This window comes from Acidaminococcus hominis (assembly GCF_022484025.1).
Classification (GTDB): Bacteria; Bacillota; Negativicutes; order Acidaminococcales; family Acidaminococcaceae; genus Acidaminococcus; species Acidaminococcus hominis.
Genome location: NZ_JAKVMG010000001.1, coordinates 1,998,948 through 2,015,938 on the forward strand (window position 1 = coordinate 1,998,948; position 16,991 = coordinate 2,015,938).

Here is a 16,991-nt window from a genome sequence, read left to right on the forward strand (position 1 = left end):
TTCTCTTAGGAACAGAAACAGCTTTTTATTTTCTTCTTATTTTTTATCAGTTAAGGTATGATTCTTAGCTTGTTTTTTAGGAATATCCAGAATCAGGTCGCTGGCTTTTCCGGCACGCAGCAAATAGCTGTCGGTTTCATGGCCCACCATTTTCACCACGTCCCGGCTGATGGCCATAACCTTATCCAGGTCAATGCCGGTATCCACTTTCATTTCATCCAGCATATGCACTACATCTTCAGTGGCTACGTTGCCGGCAGCACCGGGAACGAAGGGGCAGCCCCCTACACCGGCAAAGCTGGAATCAAACTGGTCAAAGCCTGCTTCCATAGCAGCCAGGATGTTGCTCATACCCAGGCCCCGGGTGTTATGGAAGTGCATCCACCAGGAAACCTCCGGATAGGATTTCTTCATTTCCGTACCCATATCGTACACCTGGGAAGGGAAGGCCATGCCGGAAGCATCGGACAGGCTGATTTCCGTAATGCCCACACCCATGTAGGCTTCTACGATTTCTTTCACGGTAGAAACGGGGATTTCCTTATCCCAGGGAGAACCAAAGGCCATGGAAATGGAACCGGAAATGCCGATGCCGGCTTCCTTGGCCCGTTCCACGCAGGCGGCAAAGCGGGCAACGCTTTCAGCCGGAGTGCAGTTCAGATTGGCCAGGTTGTGGGCCACAGAAGCGGAAACATTCAATTTCACCTTTTTGCAGCCGCAGGCAATGGCCCGTTCCACGCCTCTCAGGTTGGCAATGAGGGCCCGGTATTCCACTCCTTCTTTTTGCTTGAAGTTCTGGAACACTTCGTCGGTATTGGCTACCTGGGGTACGGCCTTGGGGCTGACAAAGCTGCCCACTTCAATCACCGGGAATCCGGCGTCCGTCAATTTTTGCAGCAAATCCAGCTTCTGCTCGGTGGTGAGCAGGGTCTTTTCATTTTGCAGGCCATCCCGCAGACCTACTTCACAGATACGTACTTTTTTGACTACGTTTAATCCCATAATGCTATTTGTCCTCCTGGTGGTCTATTCCTTCAAATATTTGGCGCCCAATTCCCGCAGTTCATCTACGTGCACCAGTTTGATGTAGGTGTTGAAGTCGATCATGTCGCCATCGTAGCCAGCATCGCTGCCATGCTGTTTGATATATTCCAGTACCCGCAGTTCAGCTGCTACCTGAGCAAACAGGACGCTGAAGGGGAAGGTAATGATCTTGTAGCCCAGTTTCTTGCCGCAGTCTTCACTGCTGAAGCCCTTGAAGAAATCCTGGTTGGGGAAGAAGCCCAGATGGATGGGACCATGGACCTTTTCCGGCAGGGCAATCAGTTCTTCCCGGGATTTCGGCAGAATCTTGACCATGTCAGCGCCGGCGTCCAGATAGGCGTTGGCCCGTTCTACAGCTTCTTCGTAGGGAGCATCGGTTCTGGCAATGATCAGCAGATCCGGATCTTTCCGGGTTTCTACCGCAGCCTCAATCTTGCCCACCATTTCGTTGGTGCTGATCAGCTGGGTATCGCTGATAAAGGGGCAGTTGGGCGGCTGCTGCTGGTCTTCAATAAAGAAGCCGGCAACCCCGGTCTTTTCATATTCCTTGACGGTACGTACTACGTTCAGGGCATTGCCGTAGCCGCCTTCTGCATCGCAGATAATGGGGATATTGACGGCATCGGCCATTTTGCTCAAGATATCCACGGATTCATTCAGGGCCAGCAGGCCGCTGTCCGGCTGAGCCAGGACGACGCCGTGCATGCCGTAGCCGGTGGTGCCGCACACATCAAAGCCGGCCACTTCAATGGCCCGGGCGCTTAAAGCATCGTAGGCGCAGGGGGCTACCAGATAATCTTTTTCCTTCAACAGACGACGCAGTTTCGTGGTCATTTTTTCCATAGGAAACCCTTCTTTCTGTACAGTTGATGGTTCTTTACTTCTCTCCATTCACAAATACCCTGTTCTGGTTGAAAACGGAACAGGGTATTTGCCTTTATCATATTATTTTGCTTTGTGGGACTTTGCGTGGTTGGGAGCTACAAACTCACCGTTTTCGTCTTTCACCAGTTTGCCGTCTTCAACCAGCTTGTTGGGGCTATAGATATCATTGATGTTCCAGCAGCCAGGAGTAGGAACTACAATGTTTTCCATAGGAGCTTCTACCAGGAAGGGTCTGCCTTCAGCGTTGGCTTTCATGGCAGCTTCCATGGCCGGTTTGAATTCTTCAGCGCTGTGTACGCAGATAGATTCCACGCCATAGGCTTTGGCTACGCCAGCCCAGCTGGGGCTGTAGGTTTCGCCGTCCGGAGTCTTGAATACCGTACCAAACTTGGTGCCGTAGTTGGCATTTTCCAGACCAGCAATGGTACCGAAAGCAGAGTTGTTCATTACTACCCAGGTTACAGGGATATCTTGTTCCACAGCGGTAGCCAGGCAGGTGGGGTTCACGCCGAAGCCGCCGTCACCGGTCAGGGTGATGCAGACCTTGTCAGGAGCACCCAGTTTGCCGCCCAGTACAGCGGAAGCACCAAAGCCCATGGTAGCCAGACCGGAGGAGTGATGGATGCTGCCGGGAACGGTAATATCATATTGCTGTGCTACACCATTCTTGTTCCAGCCCACATCGGTGAAGATATGTGCATCTTCGGGAACAACGGCCTTTACATCCTTCAGGATCCGCTGCGGGGTCATGGGGAAACGGCTATCGTTGGAAATGGCTTCGTTGCTCTTCTTGAATTCCGCCTTGGCTTCAGCAATGGCTTTCCGCAGTTCGGGATGGCTCTTGCCTTCGGGGCAGATTTTCTTTACTTCGTCAATGATCTGCTGCAGGCCCAGTTTCAGGTCGCCTACGGCGCCAATGGCTACAGGATAGTTACGGCCGATTTCGGTAGGATCGATATCGATTTGCAGGAATTCGGTCTTTTCCGGATCAAAGGTTACGCCCTTGTACCAGCTGGAGCTGTCAGCTTCGGCAAAGCGGGTGCCCAGGCCCAGGATAACGTCAGCCTGGGTGGTCAGGGAATGGGTGAATTCCATGCCCCAGAAACCAGTCTGGCCAATCATCAGAGGATGGTTGTCGCTGATGCAGCCTTGGCCCATCAGGGTACGGGAAACGGGGATATCCAGCAATTCGGCCAGTTCAGCCAGCTCATCGGAAGCTTGGGCCAAAAGGATACCGCCGCCGGCATGCATTACAGGATGTTCTGCTTTTACCAGTTTTTCAGCAATGGCTTTGGCTGCAGCCGGATCCAGGGCCGGTTTCATGGTCACGTGGCTGTCTTTGTAGGTCCGATCCCACAGGTAATCTTCTACTTTTTCGGAGAAGATGTTCATGGGAACGTCAATCAGTACAGGGCCAGGACGGCCGGATTCTGCCAGACGGAAGGCCTTGTCCATAATGTCAGCCATGGATTCAGGATCGTCCACCCGCCAAGCTCTCTTGACTACCGGTTCCAGAATCTTGTACTGGCTGCCATCTTCGTGCATATTGACTTCCTGATGGGGATGTTTGCCGAAGTAGTAGCTGGGCACATCGCCAGCGATAACAACCATAGGAATGGAGTCAAAAGCAGCGTTGGCCACGCCGGTCAGGACGTTGGTCAGCCCAGGTCCAAGGTGGCACATGCAGACGGAAGCCTTATGGGTTACCCGGGCGTAGCCGTCAGCTGCGGTGGAAGCCACCGATTCGTGCCGGTTGGAAATGTATTTTACTTTCTTGCTGCGGGACAGGGCATCCAGCATGGCGATAACCGTATGGCCGCACAGACCGAATACGTATTTCACATCCCGTCTTTCCAAATAGTCAACCATCAAATCTGCAATCAATTTCTTGGTCATAATGTAGGGTCCTCCCGATTGTTCATCTGGTCTGCATCAGCGGTAAAGCTGATGCCGTGACGAACGAAATATTGGTTTAATACGTCGCCGCTGCGCATGATATAGTTCTTGAAAAACTCCGCTGCCGGGGGAATGTACCGGTCCTTGTTCCATTGCAGGTACAGGGGCCGGTCCGTCATGGCCTCGTCGGCAATGGGAATCACCTTGGTGCCGTAGGGCGCTCCGCTTAAAGGATAGGGAACCACGGCAATGCCGTGCCCCGCTGCCACCAGGCCGTAGATGATTACGTCGTTGGGAGTTTCTGTGACAATATTCACGTGCAGGTGTTTCTGCTCAAAAATTTCCTTCATTCTGCTGCTGATCTGCCCGGAGGAGTCAAAGGAAATGAAGTTCTCTCCTTGGAAATCTTCCAGCTTCAGGCTGGACCGCTGGGCAAACCGATGTTGTTCGGATACCAACGCCACCAGGGGATGGGAGCCGATATAGTACGACCCGACCCGGGGCGAATTCACCTTGGTACATAGGATCAGATCCATGGATCCATCCAATAGATGCTTTTGTAGATTGAACCAGCCTTCCGAGGAATACTGGAATTGTACGCCCAGGCGGTTGGTTTCACTGTGGTAGCGGATCATCAGATCCGTGGTAAAAGCTTCGATAGAATAGAAACCGCCAATGATGATGGTCCCGGAGTTGGGATCGATGTATTCTTTGAGAGCGTTTTCCCCTGCTTCCAGGGTATTCAAAGATTTCTGGGCGTAGGGCAGGAACAGCTTGCCATACTTGTTGAGTTTTACATTCCGTCCCTGCCGTTCAAACAGTTCCGCGCCCAGTTCCCGTTCCATGCTTTTGATGGCATGGCTCAGGTTGGATTGGCTAATCTTTAGTTTTTCTGCAGCCCTGGTGTAGTGTTCCAGTTCTGCGATTGTTACGAAATAGTACAACCATTGCAGCTGCATAAGCGTTTCCCCCTCTTCCTTCCACATTGCTTCATAGTACGTCTGGTTCTATTGTACCCGAAATAGAAGAGGGAAGGAAACGAGTATTCATTCTTACTGACTTACAAACCCAACTTATTTGCTGGCAGCATCCAGTTCTTTCATCAGCGTAGTGCCCAGGCCGCCGATTTGGTCGTCGATTTTCTTGTACAGGGCTTTTACGCCTTCGTTGTTCAGAACCTGATCGAAGAAGGACTTATCATAGGTAATCTCGGTCATGCCTCTCTTCTTCAGGATGTCCTTGTTGTCCTTGTCAACCTTTTCCAGGGTCGGACGCAGTTCATCCATGGCTTGTTTAACAGCTTGGTTCAGGGCTTTCTGGTAGGCAGGATCCAGGCTGTCATAGGCTTTCTTGTTGATGGCCATTTGGTTGGCGTACAGGATATGGTTGGTATCAGCCAAGTACTTTTGTACTTCGTTGAAGTTGGAGTTTACGATGGTATCGCTGGCGTTTTCTTCAGCATCTACGGTACCGCTCTGCAGAGCAAAGTACAGTTCAGAGAAAGCCAAAGGAGTGGGGTTAGCACCCAGGGCGGACCAGAAGTCCATGTGGTTCTTGTTGCTCATGGTACGAATCTTCAGGCCTTTGTAGTCGTCCACAGTCTTCAGATCCCGGTTGGCCGTGGTCAGACGGAAGGTACCATTTTGCAGGATGCCCAGGTAATGCAGGCCGGCCTTATCATAGGCAGCGGACAGTTTCTTGTTGAATTCCCCATTGCCGTTCAGGACCTTGTCAATGGCATCGCCTTTATATTTAGCAAAGGACATGGGCAGGTCGAATACAGCGGTTTCCGGAATTACAGCGGTCAAAGGAGCCATCTGGCAAACCACGATCTGGATATCGTTGGATTTCAGCTGCCGGATCAGATCTTCGTCGCCGCCCAGTTCCCCATTGGGATGGTAGTCGATTTTCAGCTTGCCGCCGGTGATATCAGCTACGTTCTTGGCAACTGCTTCGCCGAATTTTTGGCCGATGGCGTCTTTAGCAGCCGTATCGGCACCAATCAGTTCCACTTCCTTCAAATTGGCAAAGTCACCCTTGCCGGCGGATTTGGTGTCTTTCTTGGCGTCGTCACCGCCGCCGCAGGCGGTCAGGGAAGCTACCATCAAACCGGCCAATACTGCACTTGCGAGCTTTCTCATGGATTTTTTCATACGAATACCTCCTTAAGATGATGAATCTATAGGTTCGGGCAGAAGCAGGTCCTGCCCGAAAACACCAGGTTTATTTCAGCAGTCCCGGCAGATAGGTGGACAGCCAGGGGATATACACAATCATGAACAGGGCAATGGTGAAGGAAACAATGAAGGGGAAAGCCTTCTTGGCTACATCCATTGGCTGTTTCTCCGCTATGTTCCCGGCTACGAACAAGTCCAACCCAAAGGGAGGCGTTGCCAGGCCGATGGACAGGCAGCATACCAGTACTACGCCCAGGTGAACCGGATCTACACCCAGTTTTACGCAGGCAGGCAACAGGATGGGAGCCAGGATGATGATGGCCGGGCCGGTATCCATAACCATACCCAGCAGGAAGAAGATGATGGTCAGTACGGTCAGTACGGAGAAGGCGGAAGTGAAGTTGCCCAGGATGAAGCTTTCCACCACTTTGGTGGCGCGGGTCAGGGACAGTACGCGGCCGAAGGCGGTAGCAAAGGCCAGTACGAAGGCCAGGCCGCCGTAGGTCTTAACGGATTCACACAGCATGGGCAGCAATTCGCTGAACTTCATGGATTTGTAGATGAACAGGGAAACCAGGATGGCGTAGAATACGGATACGGTAGCAGCCTCGGTAGGAGTGGTGAAGCCGGTGTAGATACCGCCCAGTACGATTACAGGGCACAGCAGAGCCCAGAAGCTGTCTTTGAACAGGTTAACCAGACCCCGGGAAGACAATTCGCTCATTCTTTCTTTGATCTTGTCTTTGTCTTCGCCTTTCTTCACACAGTAGTACACAGCATAAACCATCAGGGCAACACCAATCAGGATGCCGGGGAATACACCGCCCAGGAACAGGTCACCAGTGGATACGCCCGTTGCCAGGGAGTACAGTACGAAAGGAATGGAAGGCGGGATGATTACGCCCAAGCCGCCGGCAACAGCAATCAGGCCAGCGCTCCAGGTTTTGTCATAGCCCAAGTCCGTCAGGAACGGTACGCACATAGCGCCTACAGCGGCGGTGGTAGCAGGACCGGAACCGGAGATGGCACCGTAGAACAGGCAGGTCAGGATTACTGCGCAGGGCAGGCCGCCGGTAAACCGGCCGGCAAAGTAAGCGAAGAAGTTGAACAGTTTCCGGGAAATACCGCCCTTGGCCATGATAACGCCGCCCAGGATGAACAGGGGAACAGCCAGGATAGGGGTGGAGTTGGCGCCGGAGAAGGTGTTGTTCAGCAGCTGTACAATAGAGCCGCCTTTATGCATCAATTCAATAGGGGCAACGGAGCCCAGGATCATGCTGACCCCGATGGGAATGGAAAGTGCAATTCCAATCAGGAATACCGCGAATACAAGTACTGCAGCCATTACTTCACATCTCCTTCCTGTGCCAGTTCAGTTTCTTTCTTGGCGTCTGCCATGGTTTGTTCAATGGTGGTCAGTTCTCTGTCACCGAAGTGCTGAATATGACGGACGATGACTTGGATGCCGCGCACACCACCCAGGAAGAAGCCGATAATCATGAAGAAATATACAAAAGACATAGGCCATTGCATTGCCGGAGAAATTTCATGACTTCTGGCGATGTTGTCATACACTTCGATGGAATAGTAGCCCAGGTAGAACATGCAGGCCATGGTAACAACGTCTACTACAATGTTGACTACTTTCTTTACCTTGTCCGGCAGCATATCTTTCAATACGCCCACCCGCAGCATATTCTCATTGAGGATGGTATAGGGCAGGGAGATGAATACGCTCCAGATCCACATGAACCGGCAAAATTCCTCGGCCCAGGTCAGGGAACTCATCCCCGGAATCTTTCTAACGATAACCTGCAGCATGCTGACGCAGGCAATGAGAACCAGCATGACGACCATGAATGATTCTTCCAAATGTTTATTCAGCCAATCAAGCAATTTCATTCTAATAAGCCTCCTTTGGTTGGTGTAGGAGCAGAAGCATCATTTCTGATTCTGTTCTGCCAGGATGGTCAAGAGTTCGTTGCGCATTACGTCAACAGGAGCCTTTTTGCCGGTCCACAGTTCGATTTGGGCCGTACCCTGGTACAGGGACATCATCAGGCCGTTCATAATCTGGCAGCCAGCTTCTTCAGCGTTTAGCAGAAACTGGGTTTTGTCCGGGTTGTAGCAGGCATCAAAGAAGATTTGGCCTTTGTTGATGTATTCCTTGGGCATGGGGGTTTCACCAATGCTGTGACCCATACCAACGCCGCTGGCGTTCAGGATAATATCGCAGGCTGCAAGTTTGGAGAAATCACCATGGGGAACGAATTCGGCGATAGTGGAGAAGTTCTTGTTGATGTCATCTACCAGGGACCGGGCGCAGTCTTCAAACAGGTCGGTGATGTAAATCTTCCGGGCGCCGTGGTAAGCCAGGATGGAGCACATGGCCCGGCCGGCACCGCCGCCGCCGAAGCAGAAGAATACGTTTTGGTCAACCTTTACGCCGGCTTCCGTGATGGCGGTGTAGAAACCAACGCCGTCGGTGTTGTGGCCGATGAGCTTGGTGCCTTCCTTCACAACCGTGTTGCAGGAGCCCATCTTCTGGCACAGGGGATCCAGTTCATCCAGATACTCCAGCACCTTGATCTTGTTGGGTTTCGTTACGGCAAACCCAGCAAAGGGCATATAGCGCAGGGCATTGACGATTTCACCCAGGTGTTCGTTGCCGGTCACCGTGTAGAAATACACCATGTTCATGCCGGCTGCTTCATACGCTTTGTTCTGCATTCTGGCGGCAAAGGATTGTGCCAAAGGATCGCCTAACAGCGTAATGAATTTCGTGTTGATATCAACGTTCATTTCATTCCCTTCTTTCTTTAGCCTCAAAAGTAATTTTTAAAATAATTTTTTCAGGTTTTTCAGGCAGCTTTTCGCATGGCCCAGAGCACCGTATTTCTCAATGTATTCCTTGTTGGGAAGCTCAATGGAGCAGGGCAGCTCCGCCGGGAAAGCTTCCAGGTACTGGGCAATGGGAGCAGCTCCCAGGCCCGGGTACTCTCTCTTTTCCCGCATGATGACGACTTTTTCGTAGGACAGGTAATCCTTGGGGCAGTCGCACATGTGGATCAAACCAAACCGGGAAGGATCCGTATTCTTGATCAGTTCCGGGGTTTCGTTATCCCAGTACACATACAGGATATCCATCAGCAGCTTCAGGTTGGGGGCCTTGATGGCATCCTGTACGGCGATGACATCTTTCAGGCTCCGCAGGCCGGAAATTGCCGGAAATTCCAAATCCATCTGCAGGCCGAATTCCTTGGCCTGTTCACAGTAGCTGCCCAGCGTATCGATGGCGAAGTTTCTGTCTTCCGTCCAAACGCTGCACAGTACCTGGGTGGCGCCCAGCTGGGCGGCCTTTTCAAAAGCGCCCCGGTAATCCTTGGGCAAATCTTCCTTCACGCGTACCAGTTCAATGTCCAGAGGCTTCAGGTTGTAAGCCTTTAAGGTTTCCTGGATTTTCTTGAACAGGGCAGGATCCTTTTCCAATTCATTGGCCGGTTCACCAGGTTGATGCATGGGAATGGTCCGCAGGCTGACAAAGTCATAGCCTGCTTCGGCAGCAATCCGAATCTGGTCCACAGCTTCCACGCCGGGGATGGTCAAATACGCGAGAGAAACCTTCCGTTTCATTACATTACCTCCTAGAAAGTCTATTTAGAATGGTCTGAAAATTCTCTCTATTAAAATTCTCTTGTTCTCCACTTCTCCTTATGCAATTTTTGTGTTGCCGCTTTCCCCTGCGGCACTCCGAATGATGAAACAGATTATTGTCTGGAAATTATGAATTTAATGAATCCATTTAATTCTCTGTTCCTTACAAGAACATTATATCGATGAGTTCTATAAATTACCAATATTATTACTTCATCATTTAATCTATTTTATTCATGAATTGTCTGATACGTTCGGATTTTTCTTGGCCAAATCCCGGTTTTTCTGTTCCGGAATTGTGAAATCTCCTTACATTGTCACCGTTTAAGACCTTTTTATATGCAACTTTTTGAACTTCCTGCAAACAATTTCTTACATCAAATTATCTCTTTTATGCATAATTTAACATGTATGAATGAAACGTATAGCCAAATCAAAAAAGGGGCTGCGAAAAAATGAAACTTCCTCCGAGGCCCTTCGGTCCCCACCTCCTTCACGCTTGGTGTGCTCCCCGTCAAGTAGACAGTTCCTAATAATATAAACCTCTACGCCGCCATTTGGTAGCTATTATGTTTTTGCATAGGGGTCAAACGGCCCAAATTCCGCTGCAAACGGCCACTGTTGTAATACTCCATGTAGTTATTAATCATCGTTACCAAAGCTTTACGGCTGTCGAAGTCACGAGTATAGTACCGTTCTCTTTTCAGCATGCCCCAGAAGCCTTCCATCGGGCCATTATCAATGCATTTTCCTATCCGTGACATACTCTGCGTCATACCAGCATCTAGAATCATCTTGCGGAAATCCCTGCAGGTGTATTGGAATCCCCGGTCAGAGTGAAACAGGGGATGCGCGCCAGGGTTTTTCAACAATGCCTTATTGAAGGTATTGAATACCAAATTTTTATCGTTCCGGTTGCTTATCACATAGGAAACAATTCGTCTGTCATACAGGTCAATAATCGCGCTCAGATATACCTTATGCACAACTACCCCCTCATAGTAGTGAAATTCTGAGACGTCAGTACACCATTTCTGGTTAGGGGCATCGGCTTTAAATTCCCTATTCAAGATATTTTCTGCAATGTATGCAGGATCTATTGCACGCTGGGTGCAGCCCTTAGGGGCATATTTAATCGTAGACTTTATATTTATCACTCGACAAAGATGAAGAACGCGACCGTCACCAATTGCTATTGGTTTCGTGTCAGGATAGATCTTCTTATTTGGGGCTCGTAAGTCATCAGCTATTCGTCTGTACCCTTTAGCTGGGTCAGCCTTGTATATCTCTTCTATTCTTTTAGCAATTTCCTTGTCGTCAATTTCGCGTGCTGAAGGCTCTCTATGAAGCCATTTGTAGTAGCCGGCCCGGGACACTTTTCCCAATTTGCACAGGCCAAGAATAGGGTAATTCTTTTCAGCGTGCAGTTCTTTAATGGCTTCATAAATGGCTCCATATCTTATTTGTGTGAATCCCGCCTCCTTTCCACAATATCGAGTTTTTTTAGGAAATCAATCTCCATATCCTTGGCTTTGAGTTTTGCATTAGCCAGTTTGAGTTCAGCTTTCATACACTCATATTCTGTAGGGGCTTCTTCAGGGACTTCTACTGGCTTCCTGTGTCCGCGCCCATCTATGAGTCCTTCGGTATTGTACTTATTATATTTTAAGACGTAATTTCTGACTTGCTGGTAGGAAACCTTAAACTTTTCAGCGGTTTCATGGTAAGCATTCCCGTTTTCAATGCAGTATTTTACGATTTCAACGCGCTCGTCAAAGGTCGTTTGTCTAGCTTTAGTCATGATCTTGGCACCTCCAGTACCCGAACTTTTTAGTTCCTCATGACTATTATACTTCTTTAACCAGTCTCTGATTTGACGAGAACTTTTTAATCCGTATTTTTGTACCAGCTGGGACATAGTCGTTTCGCCCTTAAGATATTCCTCTACGCATTGGATCTTAAGATCAGCAGAATAACTTTTAACCTGTCTTTTGTTAAATACCTCAGGACCATTTCCTATATATTCATCTACCCAATACTGTACTGCTTTCCAGTGAACCCCTAACCTTTTTGCAGAAACCATTGGTGCTTCTTCATGAGCAAGAACAGCTTTGACAGCCTTTAATTTATCCTCTGCACTGACTTTCGATATAGACATTTTACATACTCTCCTTTCAACGAATCCAGGAGGTTTAACTATATGCCAGTCTACTTTATTCATAGCATACCACCTTGAAGGAGGCCTGCTAGGCCGCTGCTAATCAATTTAAGCCTTAACTGTAGTGCCAGTATGGATAAGCACTGGATTCCTTACGGCTATGAATGGCCCCTTCAAGCGTGAAGGGGCTGTCAGCCTATAGGGCTGACTGAGGAAGTTCCGGTGTTCGAATACTACTACACGAACAACGTTAAAAACGGCTTGCGAACTTAAACAAGTTCGCAAGCCATTTTTTCACAGCCCCCAGCAAACACTTCATTTCAGCCCAGGTAATCCAGGGCAAATTGGACTTCAATAGCGGTTCCCGCAGGCAGTACGTCCTCGTCCACTTCAAAGCCAGGATGGTGATGGACGCAGCAGATGCCCTTCTTTTCATTCCGGGCGCCCAAAAACAGAAAGACCCCGGGGACCTTTTCCATCAGCACGGAAAAGTCTTCCGCCCCCATCTGCCGTTCCATGGGCACTAGGGCCGCTTTTCCCAGCACCTGGGTGACGGCCTGGCGTCCCAGGTCGTTGAGCTCCAGGTGGTCGTTGCTCAGCGGTGCCGGGCCAAAGAAATAGGTACAGTCTACCTGACAGCCCAGGCCTTCCCCCACTCCCTTGGCCACCTTCTCGATTTGGGCGGGCAGTCCCTTTCGGAAAGCTTTGTCAAAGGTCCGGGTGGTACCCACCAGTTCCACCTGCCGGGCGGTCCGGCCGGCTTCCCCGGTGCTGTTAAACATCCCCACCGTCAGCACGAAGGTATTTTCCGGGTCATTTTGCCGGCTGGCCAGCTGCTGCAGGGCCAGAATCACAGCCGCTGCCGCTGCAATAGGATCCCTGCCCTGCTCCGGGGCAGCCAGGGGCGCTTCCTTCCCGGTCAGGCGAATGGTAAACCGGTCGCTGCAGGCCATCCGGGGACCGTCTTCCAAGTTCACGGTGCCAGCCTCCAACAGGGCCCAGATATGCATGCCAAATATGGCGTCCACCCCCTCCAGGCAGCCTTTTTCCACGTAGTGCCGGGATTCGGTGCCAATTTCCTCAGCCATTTGAAAAAGGAATTTAACGGTACCGGAAAAATCTTCCCGGTGCTGGCTGAGGATTTTGGCGGCCCCCAGCAGCATGGCCATATGGCAGTCGTGGCCGCAGGCATGCATGACCCCGGGATTCTGGGACGCGTAGAATTTACCAGCAGGGTCCTCCGCAATGGGCAGGGCATCAATGTCCGCGCGGAGCATCAGGGTCTTTCCCGGGCCTTTCAGGCCAGTCAGGGTACCAATGCAGCCAGTAATATCCGGAAAGGTTTCCACGGCAATTCCCATTTGCTCCAGTTCTTGTGCCAAATAGTTCGTCGTATTCCGTTCTTCCCTCCCCAGTTCCGGGTGGGCATGAAGATAATGGCGCTGGTCCAGGATATAATCCTTTTCGGCCAGCGCCAGTTCCTTAACATTCCTTAGCATCAGCATATGCCTCCTTGGCTGGAAAACCGCACCTCTGACTTACAGGCAAAAGTTTCTGCGGTCAGTTCCGCCATCCGTTTTAGTTTTTCTGCCATCTCTGCCAAAAGTTCCTCGTCGTAGCCCAAAAGGGTGCCCTGCAGCTGAACCTGGTCACAGATGATATTGAATTGCTTGCCCGCCTTGACGTTTTCCAAGGCCAAGACCAGGGGCCGCAGGGGATTGTTCACCCGGCTGACCAGGGTTTGGAGGGCCTGGATAATGGCCGCAGCAGCCACAATGGCGTCTTTGCCCAAATGGGGCGTGGAACCATGGGCCGCCGCCCCATGGACCAGAATCGTAAAATCAAGTTTGTTTTCCTTTTCGCTCACAAGTGCCATAAGAACCCCTTTCTGCGGCATTTGCCGCATGGGCTGGCAAAACTGGGAGAAGAAAGCGGCTGCGCCAGCCGGCAGCCGCTTTCGTTTTTAGTGAAGATAAATGCCGCCGCCAGGTCCCAAGGGCAGGTTCAGTACTACCCAGATGGCCAGGAGTATCAGCCAGGCCACGGAAAAGCACAGGGAATAGGGCAGCATATTGGCAATGATGGTCCCCATGCCGGTGTTCTTCTCGTACCGCCGGGCAAAGCCCAGAATCAGCGGGAAGTAATAGAACAGCGGGGACAGGGGGTTGGTCAGAGAGTCACCAATCCGGTAGGCCACCTGGGTCAAGGCCGGATCGTAACCCATGAGCATCATCATGGGCACCATTACCGGTGCCAGGATGGCCCATTTGGCAGACGCGGAACCGATGAAGATGTTGATGATGCAGGAAACCAGCACCAGGCCGAAAATCAGGGGCAGCCCAGTAAAGTGCATGGCCTGCAAGCCGCCGGCGCCTTTAATGGCCAGCACCACACCCAGGTTGGACCAGGCGAAATAGCTGGTGAACTGGGAGCAGAAGAAGCACAGCAGAATGTAGGAGGAAATATCCTTGAAGGCCAGGGAAATATCCGCAAACATATCCTTGTCGTTCTGGTATTTGCCGGAAGCAAAGCCGTAGACGGCCCCGGGCACAAACAGCACCACGGTCACCATCAGGATAATGCCGGTCATAAAGGGAGACGTGGCGCTCATGATGGAATGGGTCTTGGGATCTCCCAAAATGGGGTCCGCCCCTACGCACAACAGGGCGATGACCACCAGGGTGGCCAGGGTAGCCCACAGGGCTTTGGTGACGGCCTTTTTGTTCCGGTCCGTCATATTAGTCAGGGATTCATCCAGTTCATACTGGCTGAGATCCGCCCCGGCAAACCGGGGAGCCATAATCTTTTCCGTTACGAAGGTTCCCACCGCCGTCAAAAGGAAGCAGGAAACCACCAGGAAGTAGTAGTTGATGGCGGGAGACTGCTGGTAGTTGGGGTCAATGAGCTTGGCCGCCGCTTCCGTAAAGCCGTAGGCCAGGGAGTCGGACATGCCCAGCATAATGTTGGCGCAGAAGCCTGCGGCCACGCTGGCAAAACCACAGAACACCCCTAGCAGTGGATGCCGGCCCATGCTGAGGAAAATCACCCCAGCCACCGGAGGCAGGACCACAAAGGCCGCATCCCCGGCTACGTTGCCGTTGATGCCGATAAAGATGATGACAGCGGTGACCAGGGCGGGAGATGCGGATTTCAACATCTTCTGCATAAAGGCCGCCAGAAAGCCGCTTTTTTCAGCTACCCCGGCGCCGATAACGCACACTAGCACCATGCCCAAAGGAGCGAAACTGGAGAAGTTGGTGACAGCCTTGCTCCACATCTGCCGGAAGCCCTCCACGGAAAGCAGGTTCACTACTTTGATGACCTTGCCCGTACCGGGGTGCACTGCGGAGACGCCCATACTGCCCAAAAGGGCGGAACAGGCCACCACAATCAGGGCCAGCAGAATAAACAGACTGGCCGGATCCGGCAGTTTGTTGCCGGCCACTTCCACCATGTTCAGAAAGCGGTCCATCAGACTTTTTTTCTGGGTGGTTGGATTTTCTGTTGTCATAGCTATCACTCCTTTTTGTCAGCGCTTCCCAATAAATACAACATTTTCTGCTCCATGAGGGAAGATAGTTCGTTTTTATTATAAAAGATATAAAAAAACATGTCTAGAAAATCCATGTAAAATCTTCTTTACACAGGCTTTTTCGCTGATTTTCAGGCTAAAAATGGAATAAATGAAACAGTGCAGGCAAATAATGGAAAAGCAGAAAAGTTTGGGATAATACCAAACGATTATTTTTTATTAGTATTATGCGTTCGTTATGTTTTTCAAGCCTCCTTCTGCAATTCCTTTGGGTTTCTAATTTCTGCGTTTTTTTAACTAAGTTTATTTTTATTTTTCCTCAAATTTCGTTAAGTTAACGTAAAAAAATAAGGCTGCAAAAAATGCACAGGCATTTTTTCACAGCCTTACGGTATATTCTCTTATACGTTCACAGGATAGCCCAGTTTCTTGAGCAGCTTCCGGTAAATGGGGAAAATGGCATTTTCCGGGCTATCCGGGAAAGCGGTTTCCGGCAATTGCAAAATAGGCACCCAATGGGCGGCGTTGATTTCCGGGGACAGCACCGGTTCCTTTTTATGGGTAAAGCCCATAAAGCAGTGCATCAGCATATCTCCCCGGCCAAACCAATGGGTCCCAGCATATTCCAATTCTTCCAGGTCCAGGCCCAGTTCTTCCTTGACTTCCCGCAGGGCAGCGGCTTCCGCGGTTTCTCCAGGAATAATAAAACCGGAAGTGATGACCTCGTACTCTTTGGACAGGTATTCCTGCCGACACAGCATTACTTCATCCTGTTCGTTGTAAATCAAGATGATTACACAGCTGGCAAAAGTATCAAACCAATATTTCTTACAGCTATTGCAGTAGGGAATCAGCCCATCATCCCCAGCCTGCCGGTCCACCAGTTTCTGCCCGCAGTGGGGGCAATATTCATAATGCATGGAGTTTTCCTGCCTTTCTGTTTGCAATCCTACAGTGACAGCATACGCCGCCGGGCCCATCCCTGTCAACTTGTTTTACCCGCAGGGAGCGGACCTTTTAGCCAAAAGAATACCGTTTCTGCCCCTGGACGCAAGTTAGGCAGGTCCTCCCCCAGAGGGGAGAAACCTGCCTAACGATAGAAACCCCTTCTAAAAGGCTTCCGTTGCCTTATACTGTAAGCGTGGGTGCCGTATACACCCGGGTCAGCAATTCGGCATTCAGCGCATAGAGACCCTTAGGATCCTTGCCAAACAGCTCGTATTTCTTGATGATATCCGTAATGTTCTTTTCTTCTTCGCCCTGTTCCTTCACAAACCAATCATAGAACTGCATGGTCCGGTAATCCTTTACCTTATCTGCAGCCTGATAAATGGTGTTGATCTTGTTGGTAATATACCGTTCATGTTCCAAAGCAGCCTTCAGGGGTGCTTCCAAATCAGCATATTCCCGGGTAGGATCCTCAATGGGTCCGAAAACAACCTTGCAGTCGTTGTTTTGCAGGTAGGTTCTCATTAAGAGGGCATGATCCCGTTCTTCCTGTTCCTGAATCTCGAACCAATGGGCAAAGCCATCCAAGCCCTTTTCCTGATAGTAGTTGGCAAAATCCAGATACAGATAGGCAGAATAAAATTCAAATACAACCTGTTTGTTGATCAGATCTCTAACTTCATCTGTTAACATAAGA

The 16,991-nt window shown here is 50.6% G+C and carries 16 protein-coding genes; all 16 read right to left on the reverse strand.

Annotated features, from left to right (window positions below; genetic code table 11):
* Positions 1–36: 36 nt before the first annotated feature.
* Positions 37–1,002, reverse strand: a complete 966-nt coding sequence (locus LKE88_RS08975; RefSeq protein ID WP_105326571.1) for a hydroxymethylglutaryl-CoA lyase — start codon at positions 1,000–1,002, stop codon at positions 37–39.
* Between the two features lie 24 nt (positions 1,003–1,026).
* Complete coding sequence (locus LKE88_RS08980) at positions 1,027–1,887, reverse strand: isocitrate lyase/PEP mutase family protein (RefSeq protein WP_105326572.1); 861 nt, start codon at positions 1,885–1,887, stop codon at positions 1,027–1,029.
* A 102-nt stretch (positions 1,888–1,989) separates the two neighbouring features.
* Positions 1,990–3,825: a thiamine pyrophosphate-binding protein gene (locus LKE88_RS08985; RefSeq protein WP_105326573.1), complete on the reverse strand. Its 1,836-nt coding sequence runs from the start codon at positions 3,823–3,825 to the stop codon at positions 1,990–1,992.
* Complete coding sequence (locus LKE88_RS08990) at positions 3,822–4,784, reverse strand: LysR family transcriptional regulator (protein ID WP_105326574.1); 963 nt, start codon at positions 4,782–4,784, stop codon at positions 3,822–3,824. Before LKE88_RS08990 ends, LKE88_RS08985 begins: the two co-directional genes overlap by 4 nt.
* Before the next feature lie 114 nt (positions 4,785–4,898).
* Positions 4,899–5,978 carry a TRAP transporter substrate-binding protein gene (locus tag LKE88_RS08995; protein ID WP_105326575.1) on the reverse strand — a complete coding sequence of 360 codons (1,080 nt, stop codon included), beginning with the start codon at positions 5,976–5,978 and terminating at the stop codon, positions 4,899–4,901.
* Positions 5,979–6,048: 70 nt separating this feature from the next.
* Positions 6,049–7,347, reverse strand: a complete 1,299-nt coding sequence (locus LKE88_RS09000; protein WP_105326576.1) for a TRAP transporter large permease — start codon at positions 7,345–7,347, stop codon at positions 6,049–6,051.
* Complete coding sequence (locus LKE88_RS09005; RefSeq protein WP_105326577.1) at positions 7,347–7,904, reverse strand: TRAP transporter small permease; 558 nt, start codon at positions 7,902–7,904, stop codon at positions 7,347–7,349. The genes LKE88_RS09000 and LKE88_RS09005 overlap by 1 nt, the downstream gene beginning before the upstream one ends.
* Before the next feature lie 39 nt (positions 7,905–7,943).
* A complete protein-coding gene (locus LKE88_RS09010; RefSeq protein ID WP_105326578.1) occupies positions 7,944–8,804 on the reverse strand; it encodes a shikimate dehydrogenase family protein in 861 nt (286 codons plus the stop codon).
* Positions 8,805–8,840: 36 nt separating this feature from the next.
* Complete coding sequence (locus LKE88_RS09015) at positions 8,841–9,635, reverse strand: sugar phosphate isomerase/epimerase family protein (protein WP_105326579.1); 795 nt, start codon at positions 9,633–9,635, stop codon at positions 8,841–8,843.
* A gap of 566 nt (positions 9,636–10,201) precedes the next feature.
* Positions 10,202–11,119 (reverse strand): IS3 family transposase, encoded by a 918-nt coding sequence (locus tag LKE88_RS09020; protein WP_105325363.1) that lies wholly within the window; start codon positions 11,117–11,119, stop codon positions 10,202–10,204.
* A complete protein-coding gene (locus LKE88_RS09025; protein WP_276803368.1) occupies positions 11,116–11,877 on the reverse strand; it encodes a helix-turn-helix domain-containing protein in 762 nt (253 codons plus the stop codon). The genes LKE88_RS09020 and LKE88_RS09025 overlap by 4 nt, the downstream gene beginning before the upstream one ends.
* A gap of 257 nt (positions 11,878–12,134) precedes the next feature.
* Entirely contained in the window at positions 12,135–13,313 is a 1,179-nt protein-coding gene (locus LKE88_RS09030; protein ID WP_105326580.1) for a M20 metallopeptidase family protein, read from the reverse strand.
* Entirely contained in the window at positions 13,313–13,681 is a 369-nt protein-coding gene (locus LKE88_RS09035; protein WP_199614892.1) for a peptidase dimerization domain-containing protein, read from the reverse strand. The genes LKE88_RS09030 and LKE88_RS09035 overlap by 1 nt, the downstream gene beginning before the upstream one ends.
* A gap of 96 nt (positions 13,682–13,777) precedes the next feature.
* Positions 13,778–15,325 carry an AbgT family transporter gene (locus tag LKE88_RS09040; protein WP_105326582.1) on the reverse strand — a complete coding sequence of 516 codons (1,548 nt, stop codon included), beginning with the start codon at positions 15,323–15,325 and terminating at the stop codon, positions 13,778–13,780.
* Positions 15,326–15,747: 422 nt separating this feature from the next.
* Entirely contained in the window at positions 15,748–16,266 is a 519-nt protein-coding gene (locus LKE88_RS09045) for an NUDIX domain-containing protein (RefSeq protein ID WP_105326583.1), read from the reverse strand.
* Positions 16,267–16,474: 208 nt separating this feature from the next.
* Positions 16,475–16,987 (reverse strand): ferritin, encoded by a 513-nt coding sequence (locus tag LKE88_RS09050; RefSeq protein ID WP_105326584.1) that lies wholly within the window; start codon positions 16,985–16,987, stop codon positions 16,475–16,477.
* Between the last annotated feature and the right edge of the window lie 4 nt (positions 16,988–16,991).

What these genes read in the sequence shown, in the direction of transcription:
- LKE88_RS08975 (WP_105326571.1), bottom strand. Translation starts at nt 1,002, where the DNA reads ATGGGATTAAACGTAGTCAAAAAAGTACGTATCTGTGAAGTAGGTCTG.
- LKE88_RS08980 (WP_105326572.1), bottom strand. Translation starts at nt 1,887, where the DNA reads ATGGAAAAAATGACCACGAAACTGCGTCGTCTGTTGAAGGAAAAAGAT.
- LKE88_RS08985 (WP_105326573.1), bottom strand. Translation starts at nt 3,825, where the DNA reads ATGACCAAGAAATTGATTGCAGATTTGATGGTTGACTATTTGGAAAGA.
- LKE88_RS08990 (WP_105326574.1), bottom strand. Translation starts at nt 4,784, where the DNA reads ATGCAGCTGCAATGGTTGTACTATTTCGTAACAATCGCAGAACTGGAA.
- LKE88_RS08995 (WP_105326575.1), bottom strand. Translation starts at nt 5,978, where the DNA reads ATGAAAAAATCCATGAGAAAGCTCGCAAGTGCAGTATTGGCCGGTTTG.
- LKE88_RS09000 (WP_105326576.1), bottom strand. Translation starts at nt 7,347, where the DNA reads ATGGCTGCAGTACTTGTATTCGCGGTATTCCTGATTGGAATTGCACTT.
- LKE88_RS09005 (WP_105326577.1), bottom strand. Translation starts at nt 7,904, where the DNA reads ATGAAATTGCTTGATTGGCTGAATAAACATTTGGAAGAATCATTCATG.
- LKE88_RS09010 (WP_105326578.1), bottom strand. Translation starts at nt 8,804, where the DNA reads ATGAACGTTGATATCAACACGAAATTCATTACGCTGTTAGGCGATCCT.
- LKE88_RS09015 (WP_105326579.1), bottom strand. Translation starts at nt 9,635, where the DNA reads ATGAAACGGAAGGTTTCTCTCGCGTATTTGACCATCCCCGGCGTGGAA.
- LKE88_RS09025 (WP_276803368.1), bottom strand. Translation starts at nt 11,877, where the DNA reads ATGAATAAAGTAGACTGGCATATAGTTAAACCTCCTGGATTCGTTGAA.
- LKE88_RS09030 (WP_105326580.1), bottom strand. Translation starts at nt 13,313, where the DNA reads ATGCTAAGGAATGTTAAGGAACTGGCGCTGGCCGAAAAGGATTATATC.
- LKE88_RS09040 (WP_105326582.1), bottom strand. Translation starts at nt 15,325, where the DNA reads ATGACAACAGAAAATCCAACCACCCAGAAAAAAAGTCTGATGGACCGC.
- LKE88_RS09045 (WP_105326583.1), bottom strand. Translation starts at nt 16,266, where the DNA reads ATGCATTATGAATATTGCCCCCACTGCGGGCAGAAACTGGTGGACCGG.
- LKE88_RS09050 (WP_105326584.1), bottom strand. Translation starts at nt 16,987, where the DNA reads ATGTTAACAGATGAAGTTAGAGATCTGATCAACAAACAGGTTGTATTT.